Source organism: Nocardioides sp. CER19, from assembly GCF_029846275.1.
In the GTDB taxonomy this organism is placed as follows: domain Bacteria; phylum Actinomycetota; class Actinomycetes; order Propionibacteriales; family Nocardioidaceae; genus Nocardioides.
Window position 1 is genome coordinate 1,421,443 of record NZ_JARVWS010000001.1, and the last position, 20,485, is coordinate 1,441,927.

18 protein-coding genes are annotated in these 20,485 nt (G+C 69.1%); 9 read left to right on the plus strand and 9 right to left on the minus strand.

The window, feature by feature from the left end:
* Window positions 1-115: 115 nt before the first annotated feature.
* Window positions 116-727, plus strand: coding sequence for a methyltransferase domain-containing protein (locus QDS12_RS07005; protein ID WP_279878000.1), 612 nt, complete (start codon window positions 116-118; stop codon window positions 725-727).
* 108 nt (window positions 728-835) lie between these two features.
* On the opposite strand, the gene QDS12_RS07010 is transcribed toward QDS12_RS07005, so the two are convergent.
* Window positions 836-1,297, minus strand: a complete 462-nt coding sequence (locus QDS12_RS07010; RefSeq protein ID WP_279878002.1) for an Lrp/AsnC family transcriptional regulator — start codon at window positions 1,295-1,297, stop codon at window positions 836-838.
* Window positions 1,298-1,419: 122 nt separating this feature from the next.
* On the opposite strand from QDS12_RS07010, the gene QDS12_RS07015 reads away from it, so the two are divergent.
* Window positions 1,420-1,824, plus strand: a complete 405-nt coding sequence (locus QDS12_RS07015) for a DUF2000 domain-containing protein (RefSeq protein WP_279878004.1) — start codon at window positions 1,420-1,422, stop codon at window positions 1,822-1,824.
* 232 nt (window positions 1,825-2,056) lie between these two features.
* Here the strand turns inward: QDS12_RS07015 and QDS12_RS07020 are convergent, their stop codons facing one another.
* A complete protein-coding gene (locus QDS12_RS07020) occupies window positions 2,057-2,797 on the minus strand; it encodes a TIGR02206 family membrane protein (protein ID WP_279878006.1) in 741 nt (246 codons plus the stop codon).
* Between the two features lie 33 nt (window positions 2,798-2,830).
* The gene (locus QDS12_RS07025) at window positions 2,831-5,023 is read right to left on the minus strand and encodes a hypothetical protein (protein WP_279878008.1); all 2,193 of its coding nucleotides are present in this window, start codon (window positions 5,021-5,023) and stop codon (window positions 2,831-2,833) included.
* Window positions 5,024-5,460: 437 nt separating this feature from the next.
* On the opposite strand from QDS12_RS07025, the gene QDS12_RS07030 reads away from it, so the two are divergent.
* From QDS12_RS07030 to QDS12_RS07040, 3 genes are all read left to right on the plus strand, one after another.
* Window positions 5,461-6,915: a basic amino acid/polyamine antiporter gene (locus QDS12_RS07030; protein ID WP_279878011.1), complete on the plus strand. Its 1,455-nt coding sequence runs from the start codon at window positions 5,461-5,463 to the stop codon at window positions 6,913-6,915.
* Between the two features lie 55 nt (window positions 6,916-6,970).
* Window positions 6,971-8,236, plus strand: coding sequence for an arginine deiminase (locus tag QDS12_RS07035; RefSeq protein ID WP_279878013.1), 1,266 nt, complete (start codon window positions 6,971-6,973; stop codon window positions 8,234-8,236).
* A 71-nt stretch (window positions 8,237-8,307) separates the two neighbouring features.
* On the plus strand, window positions 8,308-9,777 hold the full coding sequence (locus QDS12_RS07040) for a peptide MFS transporter (RefSeq protein WP_279878015.1): 1,470 nt from the start codon (window positions 8,308-8,310) through the stop codon (window positions 9,775-9,777).
* A gap of 214 nt (window positions 9,778-9,991) precedes the next feature.
* Here QDS12_RS07040 and QDS12_RS07045 read toward each other — a convergent pair whose 3' ends face one another.
* Window positions 9,992-10,939, minus strand: a complete 948-nt coding sequence (locus QDS12_RS07045; protein ID WP_279878018.1) for an NAD(P)-dependent oxidoreductase — start codon at window positions 10,937-10,939, stop codon at window positions 9,992-9,994.
* Window positions 10,940-11,021: 82 nt separating this feature from the next.
* Here QDS12_RS07045 and QDS12_RS07050 point away from each other — a divergent pair, with 82 nt between their 5' ends.
* Complete coding sequence (locus tag QDS12_RS07050; protein WP_279878020.1) at window positions 11,022-11,942, plus strand: RNA polymerase sigma-70 factor; 921 nt, start codon at window positions 11,022-11,024, stop codon at window positions 11,940-11,942.
* Between the two features lie 83 nt (window positions 11,943-12,025).
* Here the strand turns inward: QDS12_RS07050 and QDS12_RS07055 are convergent, their stop codons facing one another.
* The 4 genes from QDS12_RS07055 to QDS12_RS07070 all read right to left on the minus strand — a co-directional run bounded on the left by QDS12_RS07055 (window position 12,026) and on the right by QDS12_RS07070 (window position 17,376).
* Window positions 12,026-12,802 carry an MBL fold metallo-hydrolase gene (locus tag QDS12_RS07055; RefSeq protein ID WP_279878022.1) on the minus strand — a complete coding sequence of 259 codons (777 nt, stop codon included), beginning with the start codon at window positions 12,800-12,802 and terminating at the stop codon, window positions 12,026-12,028.
* Window positions 12,787-13,626, minus strand: coding sequence for an alpha/beta hydrolase (locus QDS12_RS07060; RefSeq protein ID WP_279878024.1), 840 nt, complete (start codon window positions 13,624-13,626; stop codon window positions 12,787-12,789). The genes QDS12_RS07055 and QDS12_RS07060 overlap by 16 nt, the downstream gene beginning before the upstream one ends.
* Before the next feature lie 65 nt (window positions 13,627-13,691).
* Window positions 13,692-14,516 carry an alpha/beta hydrolase gene (locus QDS12_RS07065; protein ID WP_279878025.1) on the minus strand — a complete coding sequence of 275 codons (825 nt, stop codon included), beginning with the start codon at window positions 14,514-14,516 and terminating at the stop codon, window positions 13,692-13,694.
* 91 nt (window positions 14,517-14,607) lie between these two features.
* The gene (locus QDS12_RS07070; RefSeq protein ID WP_279878027.1) at window positions 14,608-17,376 is read right to left on the minus strand and encodes an AAA family ATPase; all 2,769 of its coding nucleotides are present in this window, start codon (window positions 17,374-17,376) and stop codon (window positions 14,608-14,610) included.
* Window positions 17,377-17,432: 56 nt separating this feature from the next.
* Between QDS12_RS07070 and QDS12_RS07075 the strand changes: the two genes are divergently transcribed.
* Complete coding sequence (locus QDS12_RS07075; protein WP_279878029.1) at window positions 17,433-18,251, plus strand: alpha/beta hydrolase; 819 nt, start codon at window positions 17,433-17,435, stop codon at window positions 18,249-18,251.
* 222 nt (window positions 18,252-18,473) lie between these two features.
* On the opposite strand, the gene QDS12_RS07080 is transcribed toward QDS12_RS07075, so the two are convergent.
* Window positions 18,474-19,412 carry a helix-turn-helix domain-containing protein gene (locus QDS12_RS07080; protein ID WP_279878031.1) on the minus strand — a complete coding sequence of 313 codons (939 nt, stop codon included), beginning with the start codon at window positions 19,410-19,412 and terminating at the stop codon, window positions 18,474-18,476.
* A 144-nt stretch (window positions 19,413-19,556) separates the two neighbouring features.
* On the opposite strand from QDS12_RS07080, the gene QDS12_RS07085 reads away from it, so the two are divergent.
* Both QDS12_RS07085 and QDS12_RS07090 read left to right on the plus strand, forming a co-directional pair.
* Window positions 19,557-20,174 carry a flavin reductase family protein gene (locus QDS12_RS07085; protein ID WP_279878033.1) on the plus strand — a complete coding sequence of 206 codons (618 nt, stop codon included), beginning with the start codon at window positions 19,557-19,559 and terminating at the stop codon, window positions 20,172-20,174.
* Window positions 20,104-20,397: an SDR family oxidoreductase gene (locus QDS12_RS07090; RefSeq protein ID WP_279878034.1), complete on the plus strand. Its 294-nt coding sequence runs from the start codon at window positions 20,104-20,106 to the stop codon at window positions 20,395-20,397. Before QDS12_RS07085 ends, QDS12_RS07090 begins: the two co-directional genes overlap by 71 nt.
* Window positions 20,398-20,485 lie beyond the last annotated feature (88 nt).

Genomic DNA, 20,485 nt, shown 5'->3' on the forward strand with positions numbered 1-20,485 from the left:
GGGACCAGTCCGCCCGACACGCGGCTGATAGACCCATCGACTCAGGTCGAGCGCGTCGCGGCAGATGAGTGCGGTCGATGGCGCCTTGTCGGTACCCAGCCGTAGGGTCCCTCACATGGCGTCCGCTGACGAGATCGCCGCCTGGGACGCGGAAGCTTCGTCCTTCGACCAGGCGGCTGACCACGGGCTCAACGACGTTGCCGTGCGTGAAGCGTGGCGTCGTCTTCTGCTGGGTGTTCTGCCGGACCCGCCAGCCCGCGTCGCCGACCTTGGTTGCGGTACCGGGACGCTCTCGGTCCTTCTCGCAGAGGCGGGCTACGTAGTCGATGGACTCGACTTCTCCCCGCGCATGATCGAACTCGCTCGTATCAAGGCAGACGGTCGAGACGCCGTGCGCTTCGTGCAGGCCGACGCCTTCGCACCGCCCCTGCCGGACGTGGCCTTCGATGTGGTCCTCTGCCGCCATGTCCTGTGGGCGATGCCCGACCCCGCTGTCGCGCTCGCGCGTTGGCTGCGCCTGCTCACCCCGACCGGACGACTCGTCTTGATCGAAGGTCGTTGGTTCAACGGCGCCGGGCTTGCCGCTGAAGAGACAGTTCGACTGGTCGAGCAGACCGGACGGCCAGCGACATTGACTCGCCTACCCGACCCGGCTTACTGGGGACGCGACATCACCGATGACCGTTACCTCGTGGTCAGTGCCTCCACCTCCTTCGATGGGCCGTGAGCCGTCCCGACCAGCGGTGGCATGGCGCGCTACCGCCTTTGCCTGCTGCCTCAGGGGCAGAACGGCGCAGTACCGCAGCTGGCGATTGGGCCGCTGCCACCGCAGTAGTCAGGCGTCGGGAAGCTGTTCGTGGACCCGTTTGTGAGCGCTCTGGTAGACGATCTGGCTGCGGAAGCTGACGACCTCCTTGCGTCGGCTGAGTCGGTCGACGAGGAAGGCGTGTAGGTGGTCCAGGTCCTGGACGGCGACGTGGACCAGGAAGTCCTCGTCACCGGCGACGACGTAGACGGCGATGACCTCGGGGAGCTTGATCAGTGCTGTCTTGAAGGAGTCGATGACGTCGCGGCTCAGCGGGCGGATCTGGGTCGAGATGAATGCCTCGGTCTCCCGGTTGAGGGCGGCCGGGTCGATCTCCGCGTGGTAGCCGCGAATGACGCCCCGGGCGCGGAGCAGACGGACTCGTTCGAGGCACGTCGAGGGCGCGATGCCGAGGTGGCGAGCCAGCTCCCGGTTGGTCTGCCGGGCATCACGCTGGAGTTCCTGCACAATCGCCGAATCAAGTTCGTCCACGACGGCCACGCTACCGCGTTCGCCGAATAGGGTTCGGAGCAACCCCGACAGCACCGTGCATGCGCCTATCGTTCTGCATAGAGAGCGAGCATATGCTCGTTCAGTAGCCCGAAAGATGGTGCATGAACAAGATCGTGGTCGTCCTGCGTGACGATCTTCCGCCCGCACACGCCGCCAACGCCGCTGTGGTCCTCGGACTGGCACTCGGTGGCCGGTTGACCGATTCGGTCGCTGCTGCCAGCCCAGACGCCTCCGGCGCCCTGCACGCGGGCCTGAACCCGATTCCGGTGCCGACCTTGGTCGCCTCCGCCGAGCAGCTCCGGGACCTCCACCACGAGGCGAGCGCCGTCGAAGACGCGGTCGTGGTCGGCTTCAACGAGGTCGCCCGGCGCTCCCGGACCTACCCGGACTACGTCGACGCGCTCGCAACCACCGAACCGGCGGACATCGACTATGTCGGCGTGATCGTGGTCGGCCCGCGCAGCACGGTCACCAAGCTGACCAAGCGCCTCGCACTTCTCTCTTGAGCAGCAGCCGCGTCAACGTCATGAGGTCGTAGCGTCCGCCGACCGCTCATCGGGGCGGTCCGAAGCGAGCTCGACCCCGGCACCAGGTACTGAGCAGTCCGAGCTCGAGGACAGCCTCAGAGCAGCGCTTACAACGCCAAGATCAGGCAGCGCCAGGACCGCCGTACGACCCGAGCAGGATGCCTCCCGCCCGGTGCCGACACTTGTTTCGGGTCGACCGGGAACGAACCTGTCACGCGGGGAGGTCACTCTCGCGGGGCCCGCGGGCTGCTCGACGCTTGGCGAGCTCCCAGGGCAGCGTGAAGACCGCTGCCCACAGTGCCATGAGGAACGACATCGCGCCGAACACGTACCAGGGCCATGGTCCGAGAAGGTCGAGCGGCGTGGCTGCGTCGGGTGTGCGCGCGAGGTACCCGTAGTTGGCGCCGGTGATGGTGTTGAAGGTCTGGGCCACGCCAGCCCACACGAGCACCGCTGCGACTGTTATCCAGTACAGCCGCCACGTCGGCCGCTTGCCCAGGCCCCAGACGAGATAGACCGCCGCCCAGACGACGAAGATGTGACGGAGCCAGAATCCCCACCATTGCGTGGTCGGGAACGGCGCGGTGAGCGCTGGGGTGATGACGGCCATCAGGGTGAGGGTGAGCCCGATGTAGTAGGTGAACGCGGACGTCCTCGATCCGCGGGTCCACAGCGCGAAGACGGCGGCGTAGTCGGCCAGGTCGGAGAGCTGCAGCGGCACGGAGTTCCGTATGGTGCGGGCTCCTGGCGTGAGCCAGTAGATCTGCATCCCCAGGATGACGACCAGGCACACCGTCGCGAACCCGCGGCGGGCCAGGAGCTCGCGTGGAGTGCCTCGGTGGCTGCGGCCCCACCAGATGAACACCACGACGCCCACGGCTGTGACCAGCATCAGCACGTAGTGCTGACCAGACCACGCGTGGAATCGGTCCTCGTCCATGAGGGGGGTCACCTGTTCAGGATGCCGCAGACGGGCCAGTACGCCTCAGTGGACGTCGTTGAGATCGTCGACGACCGCGAACAGGTCGCCGCGGTTGTACAGGTCGACGGCGACGTAGTTGGGAAGCATGTGGCGTGTCTGCCGGCATCTCGCGACACGCGTGCCGAGGACGGGGCGGGCATTGACGCGGGCAGCGTTGGTGACCTCCTTCGCCTGGTCGGTCACCCAGTGGTTGACCAGGAGAAGAGGCGCCTCGGCCGCTCCCCGGTTGCGCCCGCAGGTGTCGCTGCGCGTGATGAGTGCTGCGGGGCTCGTGAAGTAGTACGGCGTGTCCTGGACCCAGTCGAAGCCTCGGAGCAGCCACGGGTAGGTGTCTCCGCCGCCGTGGTTCTCCATCAGTACGACGAGGCGCTTGCCCGAGTCGATCATCTCGCCGAGCGTGGGCCACTTCCCTCCGGCGGTCGGTGCGTAGACGTCGGGGAGGAGGCCGGCCTGTTCGACGAGGGCTGCCGTGTCGGCTGGGCTCACTTCGTCCTGCACGAAGAGGGTGACCACTTCTCGCGGGTGAGCGACGAGCCAGGACCGGAGCGTGTCCAGGCTCTCCCGCCAGGGCGTGGAGCCGAGCTCGCACATGTCGTGGCACAGGTAGGCGGACCTCTGGCCGCGTGGCGCCAGCCCGATCGCCTTCTCCAGGCGCAGGGCGCTGTTCACTGCGGCCTCACCGAATTCGGCCGTCGCGTTGGCGATCGCGTCGCTGCGAGCCGCCCCGGCGGTGCTGATGTAGCCCGCCCGGTTCGTACGGCGCCCGTACCAGCTGTCGATGAGGAGCACCCGGATGCCTGCGTCCAGCTGGTCGAGGATGCCGTGGGGCTGCTCGGCATAGAACCAGCCAGGCTCGTCGGCGGCGGACATCGAATTGTGGGTCGCAGGGAACGCCACGTCGTTGTAGCGGCGGTCGCAGAGTTCTGGATGACCGTTGCAGCCTTCCCTTGCCGCGGCGCTACGAGCGGCGGTGAGGGTGTGATCGCCCGGCCAGGCGCCGGCGACGACGCCGATCAGGACGGTCGCCACCGCGGCAAGAACCCATCCCCGTGCCGGCGGTGTGCGCGTCAAGGTGACGACGAGAAGGACCAGGCCGGTCACGAGCAGGACCGCGCCGGCAACCCACAACAGAGCGGTGGCAACTCGCACCGGGTCGATGAGAAGGGCGAGTCCGAGCGCTGCGAGCAGGCTCGCGCCGAGCAGCGTGCGGGAACGCCGGGTCGATGCACCGGAGGTCAGTGCGATCACGGCACCTACCCCGGCGGTCCCCGCCGTCGCGATCCAGAACGGCGTCGCGAGCTCGTCCCATGCGGCCAGGCGGACTGCGCCTTCGAGCGTGTCGGGGTCGCTTCGGCGCAGTACGACCTCGGCGACGAGCAGAAGCACCGCGAGCGTGCCACCGGCGCCGAGCAACCCCTGCCCGACAGTGACTGCTGCCAGCCGCAGGCGGCGCTCACCACCGGCCAGGGCGCCTGCGGCCCCGAGGACGAGCAGGCCGGCGAGCGGCGCCAGCCAGGACAGGAGGCGAACCAGGTGGATGGGCCTCAGCAGGTCTGCGCTGTGCTCTCCCGCGCCGAGGTCGGAGAGACGGACGTCGAGGTCGGCGGGCAATGCGACGGCAAGCTGCGGCGCGAGCGCTGTCAGCGCAGCAACGAGGACGGCACCCACATCGGCCAGGTGGAGGACTGTCGGGTCGTGTTCGCCGAGCACGATGGCCTTGTACAGCGGGGCGAGGCTCCGCCGTACGAGGGGGCCCAGAGCCCGGCTCGACACCACTCCCGCCGCGGTGGTCTCGATCAGCGGGCGGTACGCACCCAGGTCCGGCTGCTCCTCGAGAAGCCGTTCGGTCAGCAGGCTCCCGAGTGCGCGCGCGACATCCGGGTCGGTCCGGACCGTGTCCGCATGAGCAGCGAAGCGGTCGGCGTCCAGCACCTCATGGTTCACCACGCCAGCCACCGCCCCAACGAGCAGCAGCACGGTCCCTACGCACAGCGCGGCAGTCCGCACGAGCCGGAGCACCAGCCCAGCGTGGCGTCCCCCGCGTTTGCTGTGCAACCGTGCTGGCACACCGCCAGAGGGAGGTCTGGGGTCTTCGCCACCGGACGCAGCCCGGAGACCGACGCCACCGACGCTCAGTCGTCCGCCCTGGTCGACGCTCGGATGAGTCGTGTGCGGCCAGTGGTCGACGACGAGCACCGGGCGGTACTGCCCCGCGGACCCCGTCGTCGGGACCGCTGACATCGGCTGGCGAGCCCGGCTGGCTGCGCCTAGGCTCAGTCACGTACTCCCCACCGGCCAGGAGGCACCCGGATGGTCACCGCACTCATCCTGATCGCGACGATCGTCATCCTGCTGGTCCTTCTGTTCGGGTTCAGGAGATCCATCCTCCACCGCCAGCGACACGACCGATGAGGACGATCGATCACCCACGACGTGAGGCGACATCCACGGCGGTTGGGTAGGCGAAGCGTCTCGGGGTCGTTCCGGGCTGACCTGGCGGCCGGCACGCGGGGTGCACGCCGGAATCGACGGTGGCGGCCCTGCGCGTTGCGGCCCTAGATTGGCTTCATCCCCCTGCGCCGCGCGTCTCGGCGGCCGTGTGATGTGGTCGCCGAACGGAGGTCGCAGAGCCCATGAGCGCGACGGAGATCGAGGTAACCCCGGCCCCGCCCGGCACGATGACCTTGCCCACCCTGACCGGCATGGTGGTCGGCAGCATGGTGGGGGCGGGTGTGTTCTCCCTTCCCGCGAGGTTCGGTGTCGCGACCGGCGTCCTCGGCTCGCTCATCGCGTGGGCGGTGGCCGGTGCCGGCATGTTGATGCTGGCGTTCGTCTTCCAGAACCTGGCGGTCCGCAAGCCCGAGCTCGACTCGGGTGTCTTCATCTACGCGAAGGCCGGCTTCGGCGACTATGCCGGCTTCAACTCCGCGATCGGCTTCTGGGCCAGCGCGGTGGCAGGCAACACCTTCTACTGGGTCTTCATCAGCGCCACGTTGGGCAACTTCTTCGACGCCTTCGGCGACGGTGACACGGTGCTGGCGGTCGGCCTGTCGTCGATTGCGATCTGGCTGTTCCACTACCTGATCGCGCGCGGTGTCAGGGACGCGGCTGTGATCAACCGGATCGTGACGATCCTCAAGATCATCCCGATCCTGGTGTTCATCGTCGTGCTGCTGTTCTCCTTCGACGCCGGCGTCTTCTCCGACAACTGGACCGCGACCGGGTACGGCGAACTCGGCAACCTCAACGAGCAGGTCCGCAACACCATGCTGATCACGACGTTCGTGTTCATCGGCATCGAAGGGGCCAGCGTCTACTCCCGCTACGCGAAACGCCGCGAGGACGTCGGCCGGGCTACCGTGCTCGGCTTCCTGAGCGTGCTGTGCATCTTCGCGCTGGTCACCCTCTCCAGCTACTCGGTGATGCCCCAACCCGACCTCGCCGACGCCCGGCAGCCCTCGATGATCCCGGTCTTCCAGTACGTGGTCGGAGACTGGGGCAAGTGGTTCATCAGCGCCGGCGTCATCATCTCGGTCCTCGGCGCCTATCTGGCGTGGACCCTGATGGCGGCCGAGGTCATGTTCATCCCGGCCCGCAACGAGGACTTCCCCCGGTTCCTCGGGCAGGAGAACGACCATGGCACCCCGATCACCGCCCTGGTGGTGACGTCCCTGGCGATCCAGGGTCTGCTGGCCCTCACCTTGGCCGTCGACGACGCGCTCAACTTCATGCTCGACCTGTCCACCAGCCTGGCGCTGCTGCCCTACCTGCTGGCGGCCGCGTACGCCCTCAAGCTGGGGCTGACCGGTGAGTCCTACGAGCTGGTCGACCGGCGCGTCAGAACGAGAGAGACCATCTTCGCGGGTGCGGCGACCGCTTACACCGCGTTCCTGTTCGACGCTGCCGGGCTGAAGTTCGTCCTCCTCTCCACCGTCATCCTCGCCCCCGCGATCTTGCTCTACGTCAAGGCGCGTAGCGAACGCGGACGCCGCCTGTTCACCCCGACCGAGATCGGCGTCGCCGTGCTGATCGTGGCTGGCGGCGTCGTGGGCGCCGTCGGGCTGTGGACGGGTCGTATCACCATCTGAGTCGGCCACGTGCGGTTCCTTCATCCACCCACCTGCGTGAGGAAGGCAAGAAGTCATGACGTCCAACACGGCAGCACCCGTTTCCTCGACGTACGGCGTCCATTCGGAGGTCGGGAAGTTGCGCAAGGTCCTCGTCTGCGCGCCCGGCCTGGCTCACCGGCGGCTCACGCCGAGCAACAGCGACGATCTGCTGTTCGACGACGTGCTGTGGGTGGAGAACGCCCAGCGCGACCACGCCGACTTCGTCAACAGGATGGTCCAACGCGGTATCGAGGTGGTCGAGCTGCACGCGCTGCTCGCCCAGACCCTCGACGTGCCCGGCGCCCGCGACTGGCTGCTCGAGCGCAAGATCGAGCCGAACCACGTCGGCATCGGACTGGTCGACGCGACGCGTACCTTCCTCGAGACCCTGAGCAGCAAGCAGCTCGCCGAGCTCCTGATCGGCGGCATGGCCACCGACGATCTGCCCGATGACTACCGCTCCGGCTACCTGGCCCTCGCCCGTGAGTCGACCGGTGTCCGTGAGTACCTCATGCCCCCGCTGCCCAACACGCTCTACACCCGAGACACCACGTGCTGGCTCTACGGCGGTCTCACCATGAACCCGCTCTACTGGCCGGCGCGCAAGGACGAGACGCTGATCTACAAGGCGATCTACAGCTTCCACCCCGACTACGTCGGCTCGAAGGTGTGGTGGGGCGACCCGGAGCAGGACTCCGGCCTGGCCACCTTCGAGGGCGGCGACATCATGCCGGTCGGGAACGGCGTCGTGCTCATGGGCATGAGCGAGCGCACCTCGCGCCAGGCGATCACGCAGGTCGCCGCCGCGCTGTTCCAGCAGGGTGCCGCAGAGAAGGTCGTCGTCGCGGGCATGCCGAAACTGAGGGCCGCCATGCACCTCGACACCGTGATGACGTTCGTCGACCGCGACCTGGCGACGATCTACCCCACCATCGTCGACCAGATCCACCCCTTCACGCTCGTCCCCAGCGACCAGGCGCCAGGTGTCGAAGTGATCGACCACGAGGGCACCAGGTTCGTCGACGTGGTCGCGACGTCGCTCGGCCTCACCGAGCTACGCACCATCGCGACCGGCGGTGACGTGTACCAGTCCGAGCGCCAGCAGTGGGACAGCGGAAACAACGCGGTCGCGCTCGAGCCGGGTGTCGTCGTCACCTACGACCGCAACACCCTCACCAACACGCTGCTGCGCAAGGCCGGCATCGAGGTCGTGACCATCGTGGGCGCCGAGCTCGGCCGTGGCCGCGGCGGCGGGCACTGCATGACCTGCCCGATCATCCGCGACCCCGTCGAGTTCTGACCCACCTCGACGCCCTCCGGGCGCACGGCGCGGCCTTGTGCTGCCCGAGAACCCGGGAGCACCGTGGCCCCATGAGTACGTCGCTGAAGGACGGTGAACCCACAGGCGAGCTCGACCGCGGGTTCTTCGGGCAGCCACGTCCACTCGCGAACCTCTTCGGCGTCGAGATGTGGGAACGCTTCAGCTTCTACGGGATGCAGGGCATCCTGCTGATCTACCTGTACTACTCGGCCGCCGATGGCGGTCTGGGCATCAGCAAGTCGACCGCCAGCGGGATCGTCGGCGCGTACGGCGGCGCGGTCTACCTGGCGACCATCCTGGGTGCCTGGCTCGCCGATAGGGTCCTCGGTCGGGAACGCACACTCTTCTACGCCGCGAGCATCGTCATGCTCGGCCACATCTCCCTGGCCGTGCTCCCTGACCGGGCCGGCGTCGCCGTCGGGCTGCCGCTGATCGCGCTCGGCAGCGGCGGCGTGAAAGCGAACGCGACGTCGATGGTCGGATCCCTGTACGCACCTGAGGACGAGCGCCGCGACGCTGGGTTCTCGCTGTTCTACATGGGAATCAACATCGGGGCGTTCATCGGGCCGCTGCTCACCGGGTGGTTCCAGGAGAACAAGGGTTTCCACTGGGGGTTCGGTCTCGCCGCGGTCGGGATGTTCTTCGGACTGGTGCAGTACACGGTCGGTCGGCGCCGGCTCCCCGAAGAGACGCGCGTCGTCGCCAATCCGCTCGAGCCTTCCGAACGACTCAGGTACGCCCTAGGACTCGTGGCGTTCGCAGTCGTCGTGGCCGCACTCTTCGCGGTGGGCTGGATGGACGCCGGCAACCTGTCCGACTGGGTCATCTGGATCACCGTGGCAGCCTCCATCGGCTACTTCGCGCTCCTGCTCACCAGCAGCCACCTGTCCGACGTCCAGCGGAGCAGAGTGTGGGCTTTTGTCCCGCTGTTCGTCGTCAACGCGGTCTTCTGGTCGCTCTACCAACAGCAGTTCACCGTCGTCACGCAGTACTCCGACGAACGGGTCGACCGGACGTTCGGAGGCTGGACGATGCCGGTCTCCTGGGTTCAGTCGATCAATCCGGTCTTCATCATCGTGCTCGCGCCGGTCTTCGCCGCCGTCTGGCAGCGGCTCGGTCCTCGGCAGCCTTCGACTCCCGTCAAGTTCGGCGTCGGCACCATCCTCATGGGCATCGCCTTCCTGCTGTTCCTGCCGCTTCCGACCGGTGAGAACACCGTCTCCGTGGTCGCGCTCGCCGGCGTGCTCCTCGTCTTCACCCTCGCCGAGCTCTTCATCTCACCGCCGGGGCTCTCCGTCACCACGAAGCTCGCACCGGCGCTCTACAACACGCAGATGGTCGCGCTGTACTTCCTCTCCATCGCGCTCGGCACTGCGATGTCCGGCCGACTCGCGGCCTACTACGACCCGAACGACGAGACCGGTTACTTCCTGATCATTGGCCTGGTCGCGATCGTCGTCGGCGCAGCGCTGCTGCTCGCGGTCCGCCCGGTCCGGAAGCTGATGGCAGGCGTCCACTGACCTATGAGCGCCGTCGCGCCTCCATGCTGACTGTCAGTTGCAGGACCGCATGTTGGAGGTAGGACTGGCAGAACAATCGCCGAAGCCCGGCCTCCGGGACGGGGAGTGGCGCACGCACGCCGACGACCCGTGCCCGGTCGACACCGAGCGCCTCGTCGACTGAGCAGGGGAGGGGCGAGGCCGGCTCGGAGGGAGGCGGCACCGACCGACCTCGTCATCCCAGTCCGGTGCGGAAGCCGTCGCGCCAGGTCGCGTAACGCGGAGTCCAGTCGAGCTCGCGCTTGGCCTTGGCGTTCGAGGAGCCGCGCACGGTCGTCATCAGGGCCAGACCGAACTGGCCGATCATCGGCCTTGCCATCCAGCCGGGCAGCCGCATCGGCCGCTTCCCGCCGAGCTGCTCGGCCAAGTAGGGCAGCCACTCGGAAACCGGGGCCGGTTCGTCGTCGACGATGTTGTAGATGCCAGGTGCGCCACGCTCGACAGCCGCGGCGGTGGCCACCGCCGCGTCGTCGATGTGGATCCAGGACCACACGCCGGTGCCCCCGCCGACGACCGGGATCTTCCCCTTCCTGACCAGCTCGGCCATCTCGCCCGTGCGGGAGATCGCGTTGCCCGGGCCGTACAGGTTCCCGTAGCGCAGGATGATCCCGTCGATCCCTTCAGCGGCGGTGACGGCCGCCTCGACGTGACGGATGGCGCGCAGCGTCTCGCGAGCCTCCTTGCCGGGCTCCTCGACGAGCGGGTCGACCTCCGTCTTGACCGGGCCGCCGGTGCGCTGGTTGGTCCAGTGCCCGCCATAGCTCTGCGCGACGAAGCGACGTACGCCGACCTCAGCCGCGGCCGCCAGCAGGTGGTCGGTGGCCTCGGTGCGGAGACGGTTCGTCATCGCGAAGTCCTCGTCCCACCGCTTCATGTTCCCCGACATCGCGCCGAGGGCGGTGAGCTCGTGGACGACCACCTCAGGCTGGGCCGAGACCACAGCCTCCCGGACGCTGTCGGGGTCGAGCGGGTCCATCACGATGCCGGTGGCGTCCTGTGCGTCCACCTTGGCCGCGCCGGCCTTGCTTCGGCTTGACCCGAACACGTCGTGTCCGGCGTCCTGCAGCAAGGGGACGAGGCGGCTTCCGAGCGCTCCGGTCGCGCCGGCGATGAAGATCCTCATGGTCGTCGTTCTCCTTCCGTTTTGCCCCCTCCGACGAGAGACGCGGGATGCGTGTGACAACCAGACGTGATGAGATCGGGCCGTGATTGATCTGGCGGCGGCTCACGACGAGCTCCGACCGCTGATGTTCTCGATCGCCTACCGCATGCTGGGCAGCGTCACCGAGGCCGAGGACGTCGTCCAGGAGGCGTTTCTCCGCCTGCACCGCGCCAGCCGAGAACAGGCCCTCGTCGACAACCTCGAGGCCTACGCGACGACGGTCACCACCCGGCTCGCCATCGACACCCTGCGCTCGGCGCGGGTGAGACGCGAGCAGTACGTCGGCCCGTGGCTGCCCGAGCCGATCCTGACCGACGCCGGCGACACCGACCCTGTCCACCGGCTGGAGCTGGACGAGACCGTCTCGACGGCGTTCCTGGTGCTCCTCGAGGCGCTGACGCCGATCGAGCGGGCGGTGTTCGTGCTGCGCGAGGCGCTGGACTACGACTACGGCGAGATCGCGGTGGTCGTCGACAAGAGCGAGGCGAACTGCCGCCAGATCCTCGCCCGTGCCCGGCGGCGGATCCAGGACGGCACTCCCAGGTTCGAGGTCTCGCGCGAGCACAGAGACCGGCTCGCCGGACGGTTCCTCGAGGCGGTCGGCGCCGGCGACCTGGCCGGGTTGGAGCGCCTTCTCGCCGATGACGTCGTCTTCGTCGGCGACGGCGGCGGCCGAGCGCCGGCCATCCAGAAGCCGATGGTGGGCGCCCTGGCGGTCGCCCGGTTCCTCGTCGGCCTCGTGCGCCGCGGCGAGGCCCTCGGCGTACGCCTCGACCTCGTGGAGGCCAACGGGCAGCCGGCGCTCCGCACGCTCACCGCCGACGGGGCCCTGCTCGGCATTCTCACCATCGATGTCGAGGACGATCGGATCGTGCGGCTCCACAACGTCATCAACCCGGACAAGCTGAGCCACCTCGGGGTCGTCGGCGACCTGACCGCCCTGCTCGCCGGCGGCAAGATGTGACGACTCCAGAGGTCGGGTCGACACGGCACGGACGGGGCCGGCGGACCGACGGCCGGTCGCGGACCAGGGGAGCGCGATCGCCGTCAGCGCTCCGGGGCGCGCATGTCAGTGGGTCGGCCCGGGCGGAGCCAGGCGAGTTCCGGAAGGTCGGCTCGGGCGCGCATCTGCGGCTCGTGGAAGTGTGACCATCCTTCGTAGTGCACGGGGACGGCGACGCGCGGGTCGGTGAGGTGGATCAGCTGACGTGCGTCGGTGCTGTTCATGGAGTAGCGCAGCGGCCCGGTGATCGGGAACTGCACGCTGCCGAGGTGCACGAGCATGACGTCGACGTCGAGTCGTCGGGCGAGGCGCCGCAGTGGCCTGTGCAGGACCGTGTCGCCGGTCATCCAGACCGCGACCTGCTCGGCTCCGTCAAGACTGAGCGCGAACCCGATGACCTGCCCGGTGAGAGGCCGACTGAGCGGCGGCCCGTGCCGGCACGGCGTCGCGCGGACGGTCAGGGGCGGCCGACCTGGGCGGTCGAGCGCGAGCAGCCCGCCGGCGCGGAGCCCGGAGACGTTGGATGCGGCGAGCCGCCGGGCGCCGGCCGTGGTCGTGATGACCGTGTCCGCGGCCGGGAGCAGCTCCCGGCCGCGGTCGTCGAGGTTGTCGGCGTGGTGGTCGTGGCTGAGGAGGATCACGTCGATCGGCCCGAGGTCCTCCGCAGCTGCGGCGGGCGCGGCCGTCTTGGTCGAGGACGTGCCGAGCCCGAACGCGTACCGCCGACCGGGCTGGTCGAACGTCGGATCGGTCAGGATCCGCCAGCCGTCGAGCTCGATGAGGACCGTAGGTCCCCCGAGGTGGGTCAGGCGACAGCCCACGGCCGGTCCGTGCGTGCGTGCTCGACCGCCCAGGACACGGCGAGGTCGGCGACGGCCTCCCAGCCTGGGGCGGCGCAGGTCCAGTGGTCACGTCCTTCCAGCTCGCGGTACTCGGTGACGGCCGGCGAGTGCTGGTAGTGCTTGGCGTTCGACTTGTTCACCGACGGCGGCATGATGTGGTCCTTCTCGCCGGCGATGAACAGGAGCGGGGCCCGGTCGGCCTGGTAATCGACCCAGGTGTCCTGGTGGCCGGGCTTGAAGTTGGCGAACAGGCCGTACTCCCACACCCAGTAGCCCGGTGCGGCGATCGCGTACCGTTCCCAGACCCGTCGTGACTCCTCCTCGGTGAGGGTGTTGGTGAAGGCGTAGTGGAACTCCTCCGGCGTGAAGCCGACGGCCTTGTGCCGGTTGGCCGGGTTCTTCAGCGCGGGGAAAAGCGACTTGGCCTGTGAGATCGGGTTGACGCGTACTCCTTCGGTCGGGGCGGAGTCGACGACGACGCCGGCCGACCCCAGCCCGCGCGCGAGGAGGAGCTGCACGAGCGTGCCGCCGAAGGAGTGGCCGATGATGATCGGCGGGGTCGCGACGGACTCGATCACCGAGGCGAGGTGGTCGACGGTCTCGGCCACGGTGAGCTTCGCGATCACGTCGGGGTTCTCACGTAGCGCCTCGACCTCGATCTCGAAGCCGGGGTAGGCAGGTGCCAGCACGGTGTAGCCCTGCGATTCGTAGTGCGCCACCCAGCCCTCCCAGCTGCGTGGTGTCATCCAGAGTCCGTGGACGAGCACGATGGTGTCGGGTCGGCCGGTCGATGGGTCGGTCATGGTGCCTCACTCCGTTTGTTGGGTGGCTTGTTCGGTGGCTTGTTCGGTGGTCGTGGTGCTGGGGGTCAGGCGTCGATGAAGGCGAGCAGGTCGGCGTGAAGCCGGTCGCGGTCGGTGTCGGGCAGTGCGTGCCCGCTGCCTTCGTAGACCGTGAGGACGGCACCGCGCACGAGCTCCGCGGACCGCTTCCCGCCGACCTCGAAGGGCACGATCTGGTCGTCGTCGCCGTGGACCACCAGGGTGGGTACGTCGACCTTCTCGAGGTCGGGCCGGAAGTCGGTGGCGGAGAATGCCGCGATGCACTCGTAGGCGGCCCGGTGGCCGCACGCCATGCTCTGGAGCCAGAACGCGTCCCGGAAACCCTGCGCGACGTCGCCGCGGCGGTTGTGGCCGAAGAACGGCCCATCCGCGAGGTCGCGGTAGAGCTGTGAGCGGTTGGCCGTCTCGCCGGCCCGGATGGCGTCGAAGACGTCGACGGGCAGTCCGTCGGGGTTGTCGTCGGTCTGGAGCATCAGAGGCGGGACGGCACTGACGAGGACCAGCTTGGCGACCCTCGCGGTGCCGTATCGGCCGACGTAGTGGACGATCTCGCCGCCACCGGTCGAGTGGCCGATGAGGGTCAGGTCGTTGAGGTCGAGCCTCTCGATGAGACAGGCCAGATCGTCGGCGTAGGTGTCCATCTCGTTGCCGTGCCAGGTCTGGGTGGAGCGTCCGTGACCCCGGCGGTCGTGGGCGATGACACGGTGGCCGCGTTCGGCCAGGAAGAGGGCGGTCGCCTCCCAGGCGTCGGCGTTGAGTGGCCAACCGTGACTCAAGATGACGGGCGTGCCCTCGGTCCCGAACTCCTTGTAGAAGATCTGTGCGCCGTCGTCGGCGGTGACGTGTGGCATGTCAGGCTCCCTTGGTCATTGAGGGGCAGTTGTTGCCTCGAAGCCTGAGATGGCCGGTGCTGGGTGCGGACCACGTGGATCTCGTAGTCGCTCACGTCTCCAGAAAGTCGAGGTGCTCGCTGAGCTGACGACGTGAGGAGATGGCGAGCTTCTGGAACACCTTGCGCAGGTGGTAGTCGACGGTGTTGGGACTGATGAAGAGCTGTGCGCCGATCTCGGCGTTCGTGTGACCGTCGCTTGCCAGATGGGCGATGGTGAGCTCCTGCGGGGTCAGGTCGTGCCGCGGTGGGCGCTCGCCCGCGTCGCTGGTCATCCCGGTGGCGGTGAGCTCTGCGCGGACCCGGGGAAGGAACATGCTGGCGCCGGCCTGGTCGAGGGTCTCGGCCGCCAGGATGAGCTGCCGGCCGGCGTCGGCGCGTCGGCGCGTCCGTCGCAGCCACTCGCCGTAGACCAGGTGAGTCCGCCCGAGCTCGACTCGTGCCTCGGTCCCGTTCAGCAGCTCGATCGCTGACCGGAAGCACTCGGCGGCTTCGGGACCGGTGGAGGCGATTCCACGGGCCCGGGCGGCGACGCCTGCACACCAGTCGGACCCGTTGAGCCGGGCGCGGTCCTCGAGGTCGGCCAGGACGGGAAGCGCTGCTGCCGGGCGGTCACTGCGCACCGCAGCCTCGACGAAGTCGGGGAAGTAGGAGGGTCCGGTCTGCAGAAACGGGTCGAGCACCAGCGGGCGAAGCTTCTCGTAGGCGTCGTCGTAGCGGCCCTCGGCCAGGTCGCGTGTCGCCAGCGCCGCGACAGCGGCGCTCCACACGCCGCCGAAGCCGACGGCGGCGGCGCCCTCACCGATCGCGTGGACGACCTCACGCGGATAGTCGCTCCACGCCATGACGGAGGCGTTGATGACGTTCTCCGCGTCATACCCCATGGTGCGGCGGACCTCCCGCACGTTCTCCACGGCTTCAACGGACCGGCGCACGCTGCCACCCCACAGCTCGGCGATCGACTCGACCCACAGCAACGTGTCGAGGTCCTGCAGAGCACCGCCGGCTCGAGCCGCGTCTGTTGCCCGGGTCAACAGGTCACGTCTCCCAGCGCCGTCCCACAGGTACATGCCGAGCGCGCCGATCGCAGCACCCATGCCGACGAGATCGCGATCGGGCAGCTTGGCGAGCTCGTCGTAGGCCATGCGGACCAGCGGCACGCCCTGGGAGTACGGCAGCTGCACAAGAGCACCCATGCCTCGGAGGATGGTCGCGTACGGGCCGCTCCTCGCTTCCGCGCCTGCGGTCAGGTGCGCACCGAGCTCGGCGGTGGTGATGCCCTCGGCTCGGGTCTCAGCGGTCATGAAGAGCTGGAAGGCACGCAGCAGCGCGTCCTGCTCACGGGCGGGCTCCCGGCCGCGGAACTGTTCAGCCGCCTGGACGAGGTCAGCGGTGCAGCGGGCCAGACGGCTCGCGTCGACAGTGAACAGCGCGATCGAAGTCTCCACGACCGCCACCCGTCCCCGGACGACCGGGTCAGTGATCGCGCGGTCGACGGCAGCCAGGTGGGACTGGGCGCTGTGGATGGCGCCCACGGCCAACGCCGCCTCGGCGGCTCCTACCAGGCGGCCGGCGCGTTGACGGCCGGGCAGGCTCAGCTCAGCAGCCCGGGCCAGGAGGCTCGAGCGCGAGGCCAAGCCACCGCGTGCGGCAGAGAGGTCGGCAGCCGCTTCGAGCCGGTCCGCGACTCCCGGGTCGGGGCCCACGGTCGCGCGGGACGCGTGCCACGCCTCGAGCTGGACCAGACCGAGCAGCTCGGCCGCTCGAGCGAGCGCTCCGTGCACGCGGCGGCGTTGCGCCCCGGTGGCAGCGTTGTAGACCGCGGAGCGCGCCAGGGGATGATGGAACTGGACGGAGTCGATGAGATCGACGAGGCCGGCCAGCTCGGCCCGATCGGCGGTGTCGTCGCTGAGGTCGAGGAGGCGTGCGGCAGACCTGACCAGTCCGATGTTCCCGGTCGAGTCGGCGGCAGCCAGCAGCAGCCAGTTCTGGACGGGGTCGTCGGCGGCTCGAACCTTGTGCAGGTAGTGCGCCTCCAGACGCGGCCCCACGGGGAGGGGGTCGTCGGCCAGCGCGAGGTCTTCCAGCTGTCGCGTGGAGACCTCCTGAGCCAGGTCAATGAGTGCCAGCGGGTTGCCGTTCATGGCGTGGGCGACCTGGACGGCTGCGACGGGGTCGATCGGCTCGGACATCGACCGGGTCAGCAGCTTGACGGCGGCGTCCATCCGCAGGCCCGCGAGACGGAGCTCTCGGACGCCGTTGAGCCGGCTGCTGACGTCACTGCTGTCCCGCGCGGCGAACAGCATGGCGACGGGCTCGACCTCGATCCTTCGCGCGACGAACGCGAGCGCGTCCAGGCTTTCCTGGTCCAGCAGGTGTGCGTCGTCGACGACGCACAGGACGGCTTCGGTCGTTGCTGCGGTCGTGAGCAGGCCGAGAATGCCCAACCCGACCAGGAATCGGTCCGGTGGGGGACCGTCGGCCACGCCTGCCGCGACCAGCAGCGCGTCCTGCTGCCGCCCGGGAAGTGCGGCCAGGTGGTCGCGCAACGGGATGCACAGCCGTTGCAGCGCGGCGTACGGCATCGTCGACTCCGACTCGAAGCCCGCCACGCGCAGCACCTGCATCGCTTCCGCGTTGCCGCTCGTCGCCTCCAACAGCGCCGTCTTGCCGATTCCGGGCTCACCCACCACGAGCACGGACCCGCCCTGGCCGTTGCGGGCGTGTCCCAGCAACAGACCGAGCTGCTGCTGCTCGCGCTCCCGGCCCACGAGCCCGGCTTCAGCGTCCGGTTCCTCGACTACGTGGATCACGTGGTCCATGCGAGCTCCTCATCCGCACAGCATCGGGGACGTCCCGTCCCACCCAGGAGGAATCCATGAAGAAGTTCCGACTCAACCGGGTCGCCGCGGCTCTCACCCTCACGGCCGCCGCCTCGTTCGCCGCTGTCCCAGCCCCGGCCCCAGCATCGGGCGGACACAACGCCCATCAGCCGGCCAAGCCGACCATCGTCCTCGTGCATGGCGCCTTCGCCGACTCCAGCGGTTGGTCCGCGGTCGCCCGGCGCCTCACGGAGGCCGGCTACCCGGTCCTCGCGTTCTCGAACCCGTTGCGCGGGCCGACCGCCGACGGCGAGTACCTGCGCCAGTTCCTGTCCACCATCGGTGGTGACGTCGTCCTCGTCGGCCACTCCTATGGCGGCGCCGTCATCACCAATGCCGCCACCGGCAACCCGCACGTCAAGAGCCTGGTCTACGTCGCGGCCTACGCACCGGCGGCCGGAGAGAGCGTCGAGGCGGCCAACGACCTGGGCGGCGGACACACCGACGTCACCGACCACTTGATCGTTCGGCCCTACCCAGGTGCGCCGGCCGGAGACGCCGACGCGTCCATCGACCCGGCGTGGTTCCACCAGCTGTTCGCCCAGGACCTGCCGGAGAAGACCGCCACCTTCATGGCCACCTCCCAGCGCCCCGGAGCGCTCTCGGCCCTGGTCACCCCGTCCGGCGAACCTGCGTGGAAGAGGATTCCCAGCTGGTACCTCGTCGCCAAGCAGGATCGGATCATCCCACCCGAGGCGGAGCGTGCGATGGCGGAGCGTGCGGGGTCGACGACCGTGGTCATCGACAGCTCCCACGTCGCGATGATGAGCCACCCAGGCGTGGTGACCGACCTCATCCGGAAGGCCGCCGGCTGACCGTCCCACCGGGATTGACCAGACTCCAGGTGGTCCGTCTCCATCGGGAGCGCCTCCATGCCGGAGGCGCGGGTGAAGGACTGGCATGGCTCTCCTCCTGCGGCATCGCGGCTTCGGGCGGTCCGAGAACGGCCAGGATCGCGAGCCAGGAGGAAGGGCAGTTGTCCCTGCGTGCACGAGCGCTGACCTGACCGTGCCGGGGACGGGCGCACGGTGGCGGCTTCAAGCCTGGGTGCGCTGCCACTCGCGGGGAGTCAGGCCGTACTTCGTGCGGAAGCGCCGGCTGAAGTGGGAGGGCGTCGCGAAGGCCCACTGGTGGGCGATGGCTGCGATGCTCTTGTGGCGCCCGACGGCGGATGCCAGGTCGCTGCGCGCCCCTTCGAGGCGCTGGTCGATGACCCACTGCTCCAGCTGCAGGCCCGCCTCGGCCATGACGCGGTAGAGCAGCCGGACCGAGATGTGGTGAGCGGACGCGATCGTCTCGGGAGTCAGGTCGGGGTCACGCAAGTGCTCGCGGACGAACACCTGGATCCGTGGCACCAGCGACTCATGGAGCGCCTCCCGTGCATGAACGCCGTCGCCTGCAGCTGAGCTGATCAGGGCGCGGGACAGCGCGATGGTCGCCGCGCCGAGATCCGGCGCCGCGGGGTCCTCGGCCAGGGTGGCGGCCGACGTCGTCAGCCGTTTCAGATGGCTGGCGTAGACCGCTTGCAGGGGGCTGCTGAGCAACGCCGCCCGTGCTCGGCGGATGAGCACAGGCGGCAGCGCCAGGGCGTCTGCCGGGGCCTTCAGGCACCACCCGTTCCTGCTGCTGTGGTTCCACGTCTTGTGCGGCTGGTTGAGCTCGACCATGTCGACGACGCCTGCCCGTTGCTCGATCGTGTGACCGAACTGCTCCCGGGTCGCCTGCGCCCGCGAGCCCAGCATCATCGCAATCGTCGGTGCTGTGTCGTCCCGCTCCCGAGTGACCTCGATGAACAGGCCCGAGCGCCGAAGGTGCACCAGCTGCACGTCGCCCAACTGGTAGACCCTCGTCGACATGAACGCCCGATCCGGATCCTGGAGCACGACCTTCGAGGCAAGCGCGATCTCGCGCAGGTGCGTGACGATGGCATCGGCCCGCTCCCGTCGCGGAAGTGCGCTGGTGTCGAGCGCCTGCATCAGATCTCCTCCCCGTGCCCCGAGACCGTGCCGACTCAAATGTGGAGCACATCGCCACGGCCGGCAAGGGCACCTCGCAGCCCTACGCTCTGCGACGTCCGAATTGCGCCAGACTCCCCGCCGGCGCGCACGCAGGCTGGACCCATGCATCTCGACGTCCCGCTCAAGGTCCACTACTACGGCACACCCGTCGTCCTCGTCACGACGACGAACCCGGACGGCACCACGAACGTCGCCCCGATGTCGTCCGCCTGGTGGCTCGGCGACTGCGCGATGCTCGGCCTCGCCGGCTCGTCCCGGACGACGAAGAACATCCTCCGGACCGGAGCGTGCGTCCTGAACCTGGCACCCGCCGACCTGGTCGGCCAGGTCGACCGGCTGGCACTGCTGACGGGAGAACCGGTCCTCAGCGCGCACAAGCAGGAGACCGGCTACCGCTACGAGCCGCGGAAGTTCGAAGCCGCCGGCCTCACCCGGCAGGCCTCCGACCTCGTCGCCCCCGAGCGGGTCGCGGAGTGCCCGATCCAGCTGGAGTGCGAGCTCGTGACCTCGCACGACTTCGGGACGGCCCAGGCGCTGCAGGTGCGCGTCCTGCGCTCTCACGTCGACGAGTCGATCCTGGTCCCGGGCACCGCGTACGTCGACCCGCACAAGTGGGACCCGCTCATCATGAAGTTCTGCGACTTCTTCGGTGACGCCCGCCCCCTCTCGGCGTCCCGGCTCGCCGAAGGGTGGGCGATGCCCGGGCGCGCGCCAGCGTGATCGGGCTGCCGCCTTCGCCGCCGGCGGCTCGGAGTTTCCTGCCTCGTGCGTCGGTACGGAGTCGCACCGATCCAGCGAGTCGTTCGGCGAGCAGACGCCGATGGGTCGCGCCGGCCAGCCTGCCGAGGCGGCGACCGCCTTCGTCGACCTCGCCTCTCGCGAGGCCCGCTCCGTCACCGGCGAGGTGCTGGCGGTCACGGGCGGGCAGCCGGTCACCGTCTGAGCGCGTCACCGTCCAGACGACCGTACGGGCGGCTCCCGGCTGCAGGGGATGGCCCGGTCGGGGTACCGGACCGGGCGGTCCCGACGTG

Excerpts from the sequence above, each read along its gene's own strand:
- QDS12_RS07005 (WP_279878000.1), top strand. The coding sequence starts at position 116 with ATGGCGTCCGCTGACGAGATCGCCGCCTGGGACGCGGAAGCTTCGTCC.
- QDS12_RS07085 (WP_279878033.1), top strand. The coding sequence starts at position 19,557 with ATGCATCTCGACGTCCCGCTCAAGGTCCACTACTACGGCACACCCGTC.
- QDS12_RS07045 (WP_279878018.1), bottom strand. The coding sequence starts at position 10,939 with ATGAGGATCTTCATCGCCGGCGCGACCGGAGCGCTCGGAAGCCGCCTC.
- QDS12_RS07080 (WP_279878031.1), bottom strand. The coding sequence starts at position 19,412 with ATGCAGGCGCTCGACACCAGCGCACTTCCGCGACGGGAGCGGGCCGAT.
- QDS12_RS07065 (WP_279878025.1), bottom strand. The coding sequence starts at position 14,516 with ATGCCACACGTCACCGCCGACGACGGCGCACAGATCTTCTACAAGGAG.
- QDS12_RS07070 (WP_279878027.1), bottom strand. The coding sequence starts at position 17,376 with ATGGACCACGTGATCCACGTAGTCGAGGAACCGGACGCTGAAGCCGGG.
- QDS12_RS07030 (WP_279878011.1), top strand. The coding sequence starts at position 5,461 with ATGAGCGCGACGGAGATCGAGGTAACCCCGGCCCCGCCCGGCACGATG.
- QDS12_RS07035 (WP_279878013.1), top strand. The coding sequence starts at position 6,971 with ATGACGTCCAACACGGCAGCACCCGTTTCCTCGACGTACGGCGTCCAT.
- QDS12_RS07040 (WP_279878015.1), top strand. The coding sequence starts at position 8,308 with ATGAGTACGTCGCTGAAGGACGGTGAACCCACAGGCGAGCTCGACCGC.
- QDS12_RS07060 (WP_279878024.1), bottom strand. The coding sequence starts at position 13,626 with ATGACCGACCCATCGACCGGCCGACCCGACACCATCGTGCTCGTCCAC.
- QDS12_RS07075 (WP_279878029.1), top strand. The coding sequence starts at position 17,433 with ATGAAGAAGTTCCGACTCAACCGGGTCGCCGCGGCTCTCACCCTCACG.
- QDS12_RS07015 (WP_279878004.1), top strand. The coding sequence starts at position 1,420 with ATGAACAAGATCGTGGTCGTCCTGCGTGACGATCTTCCGCCCGCACAC.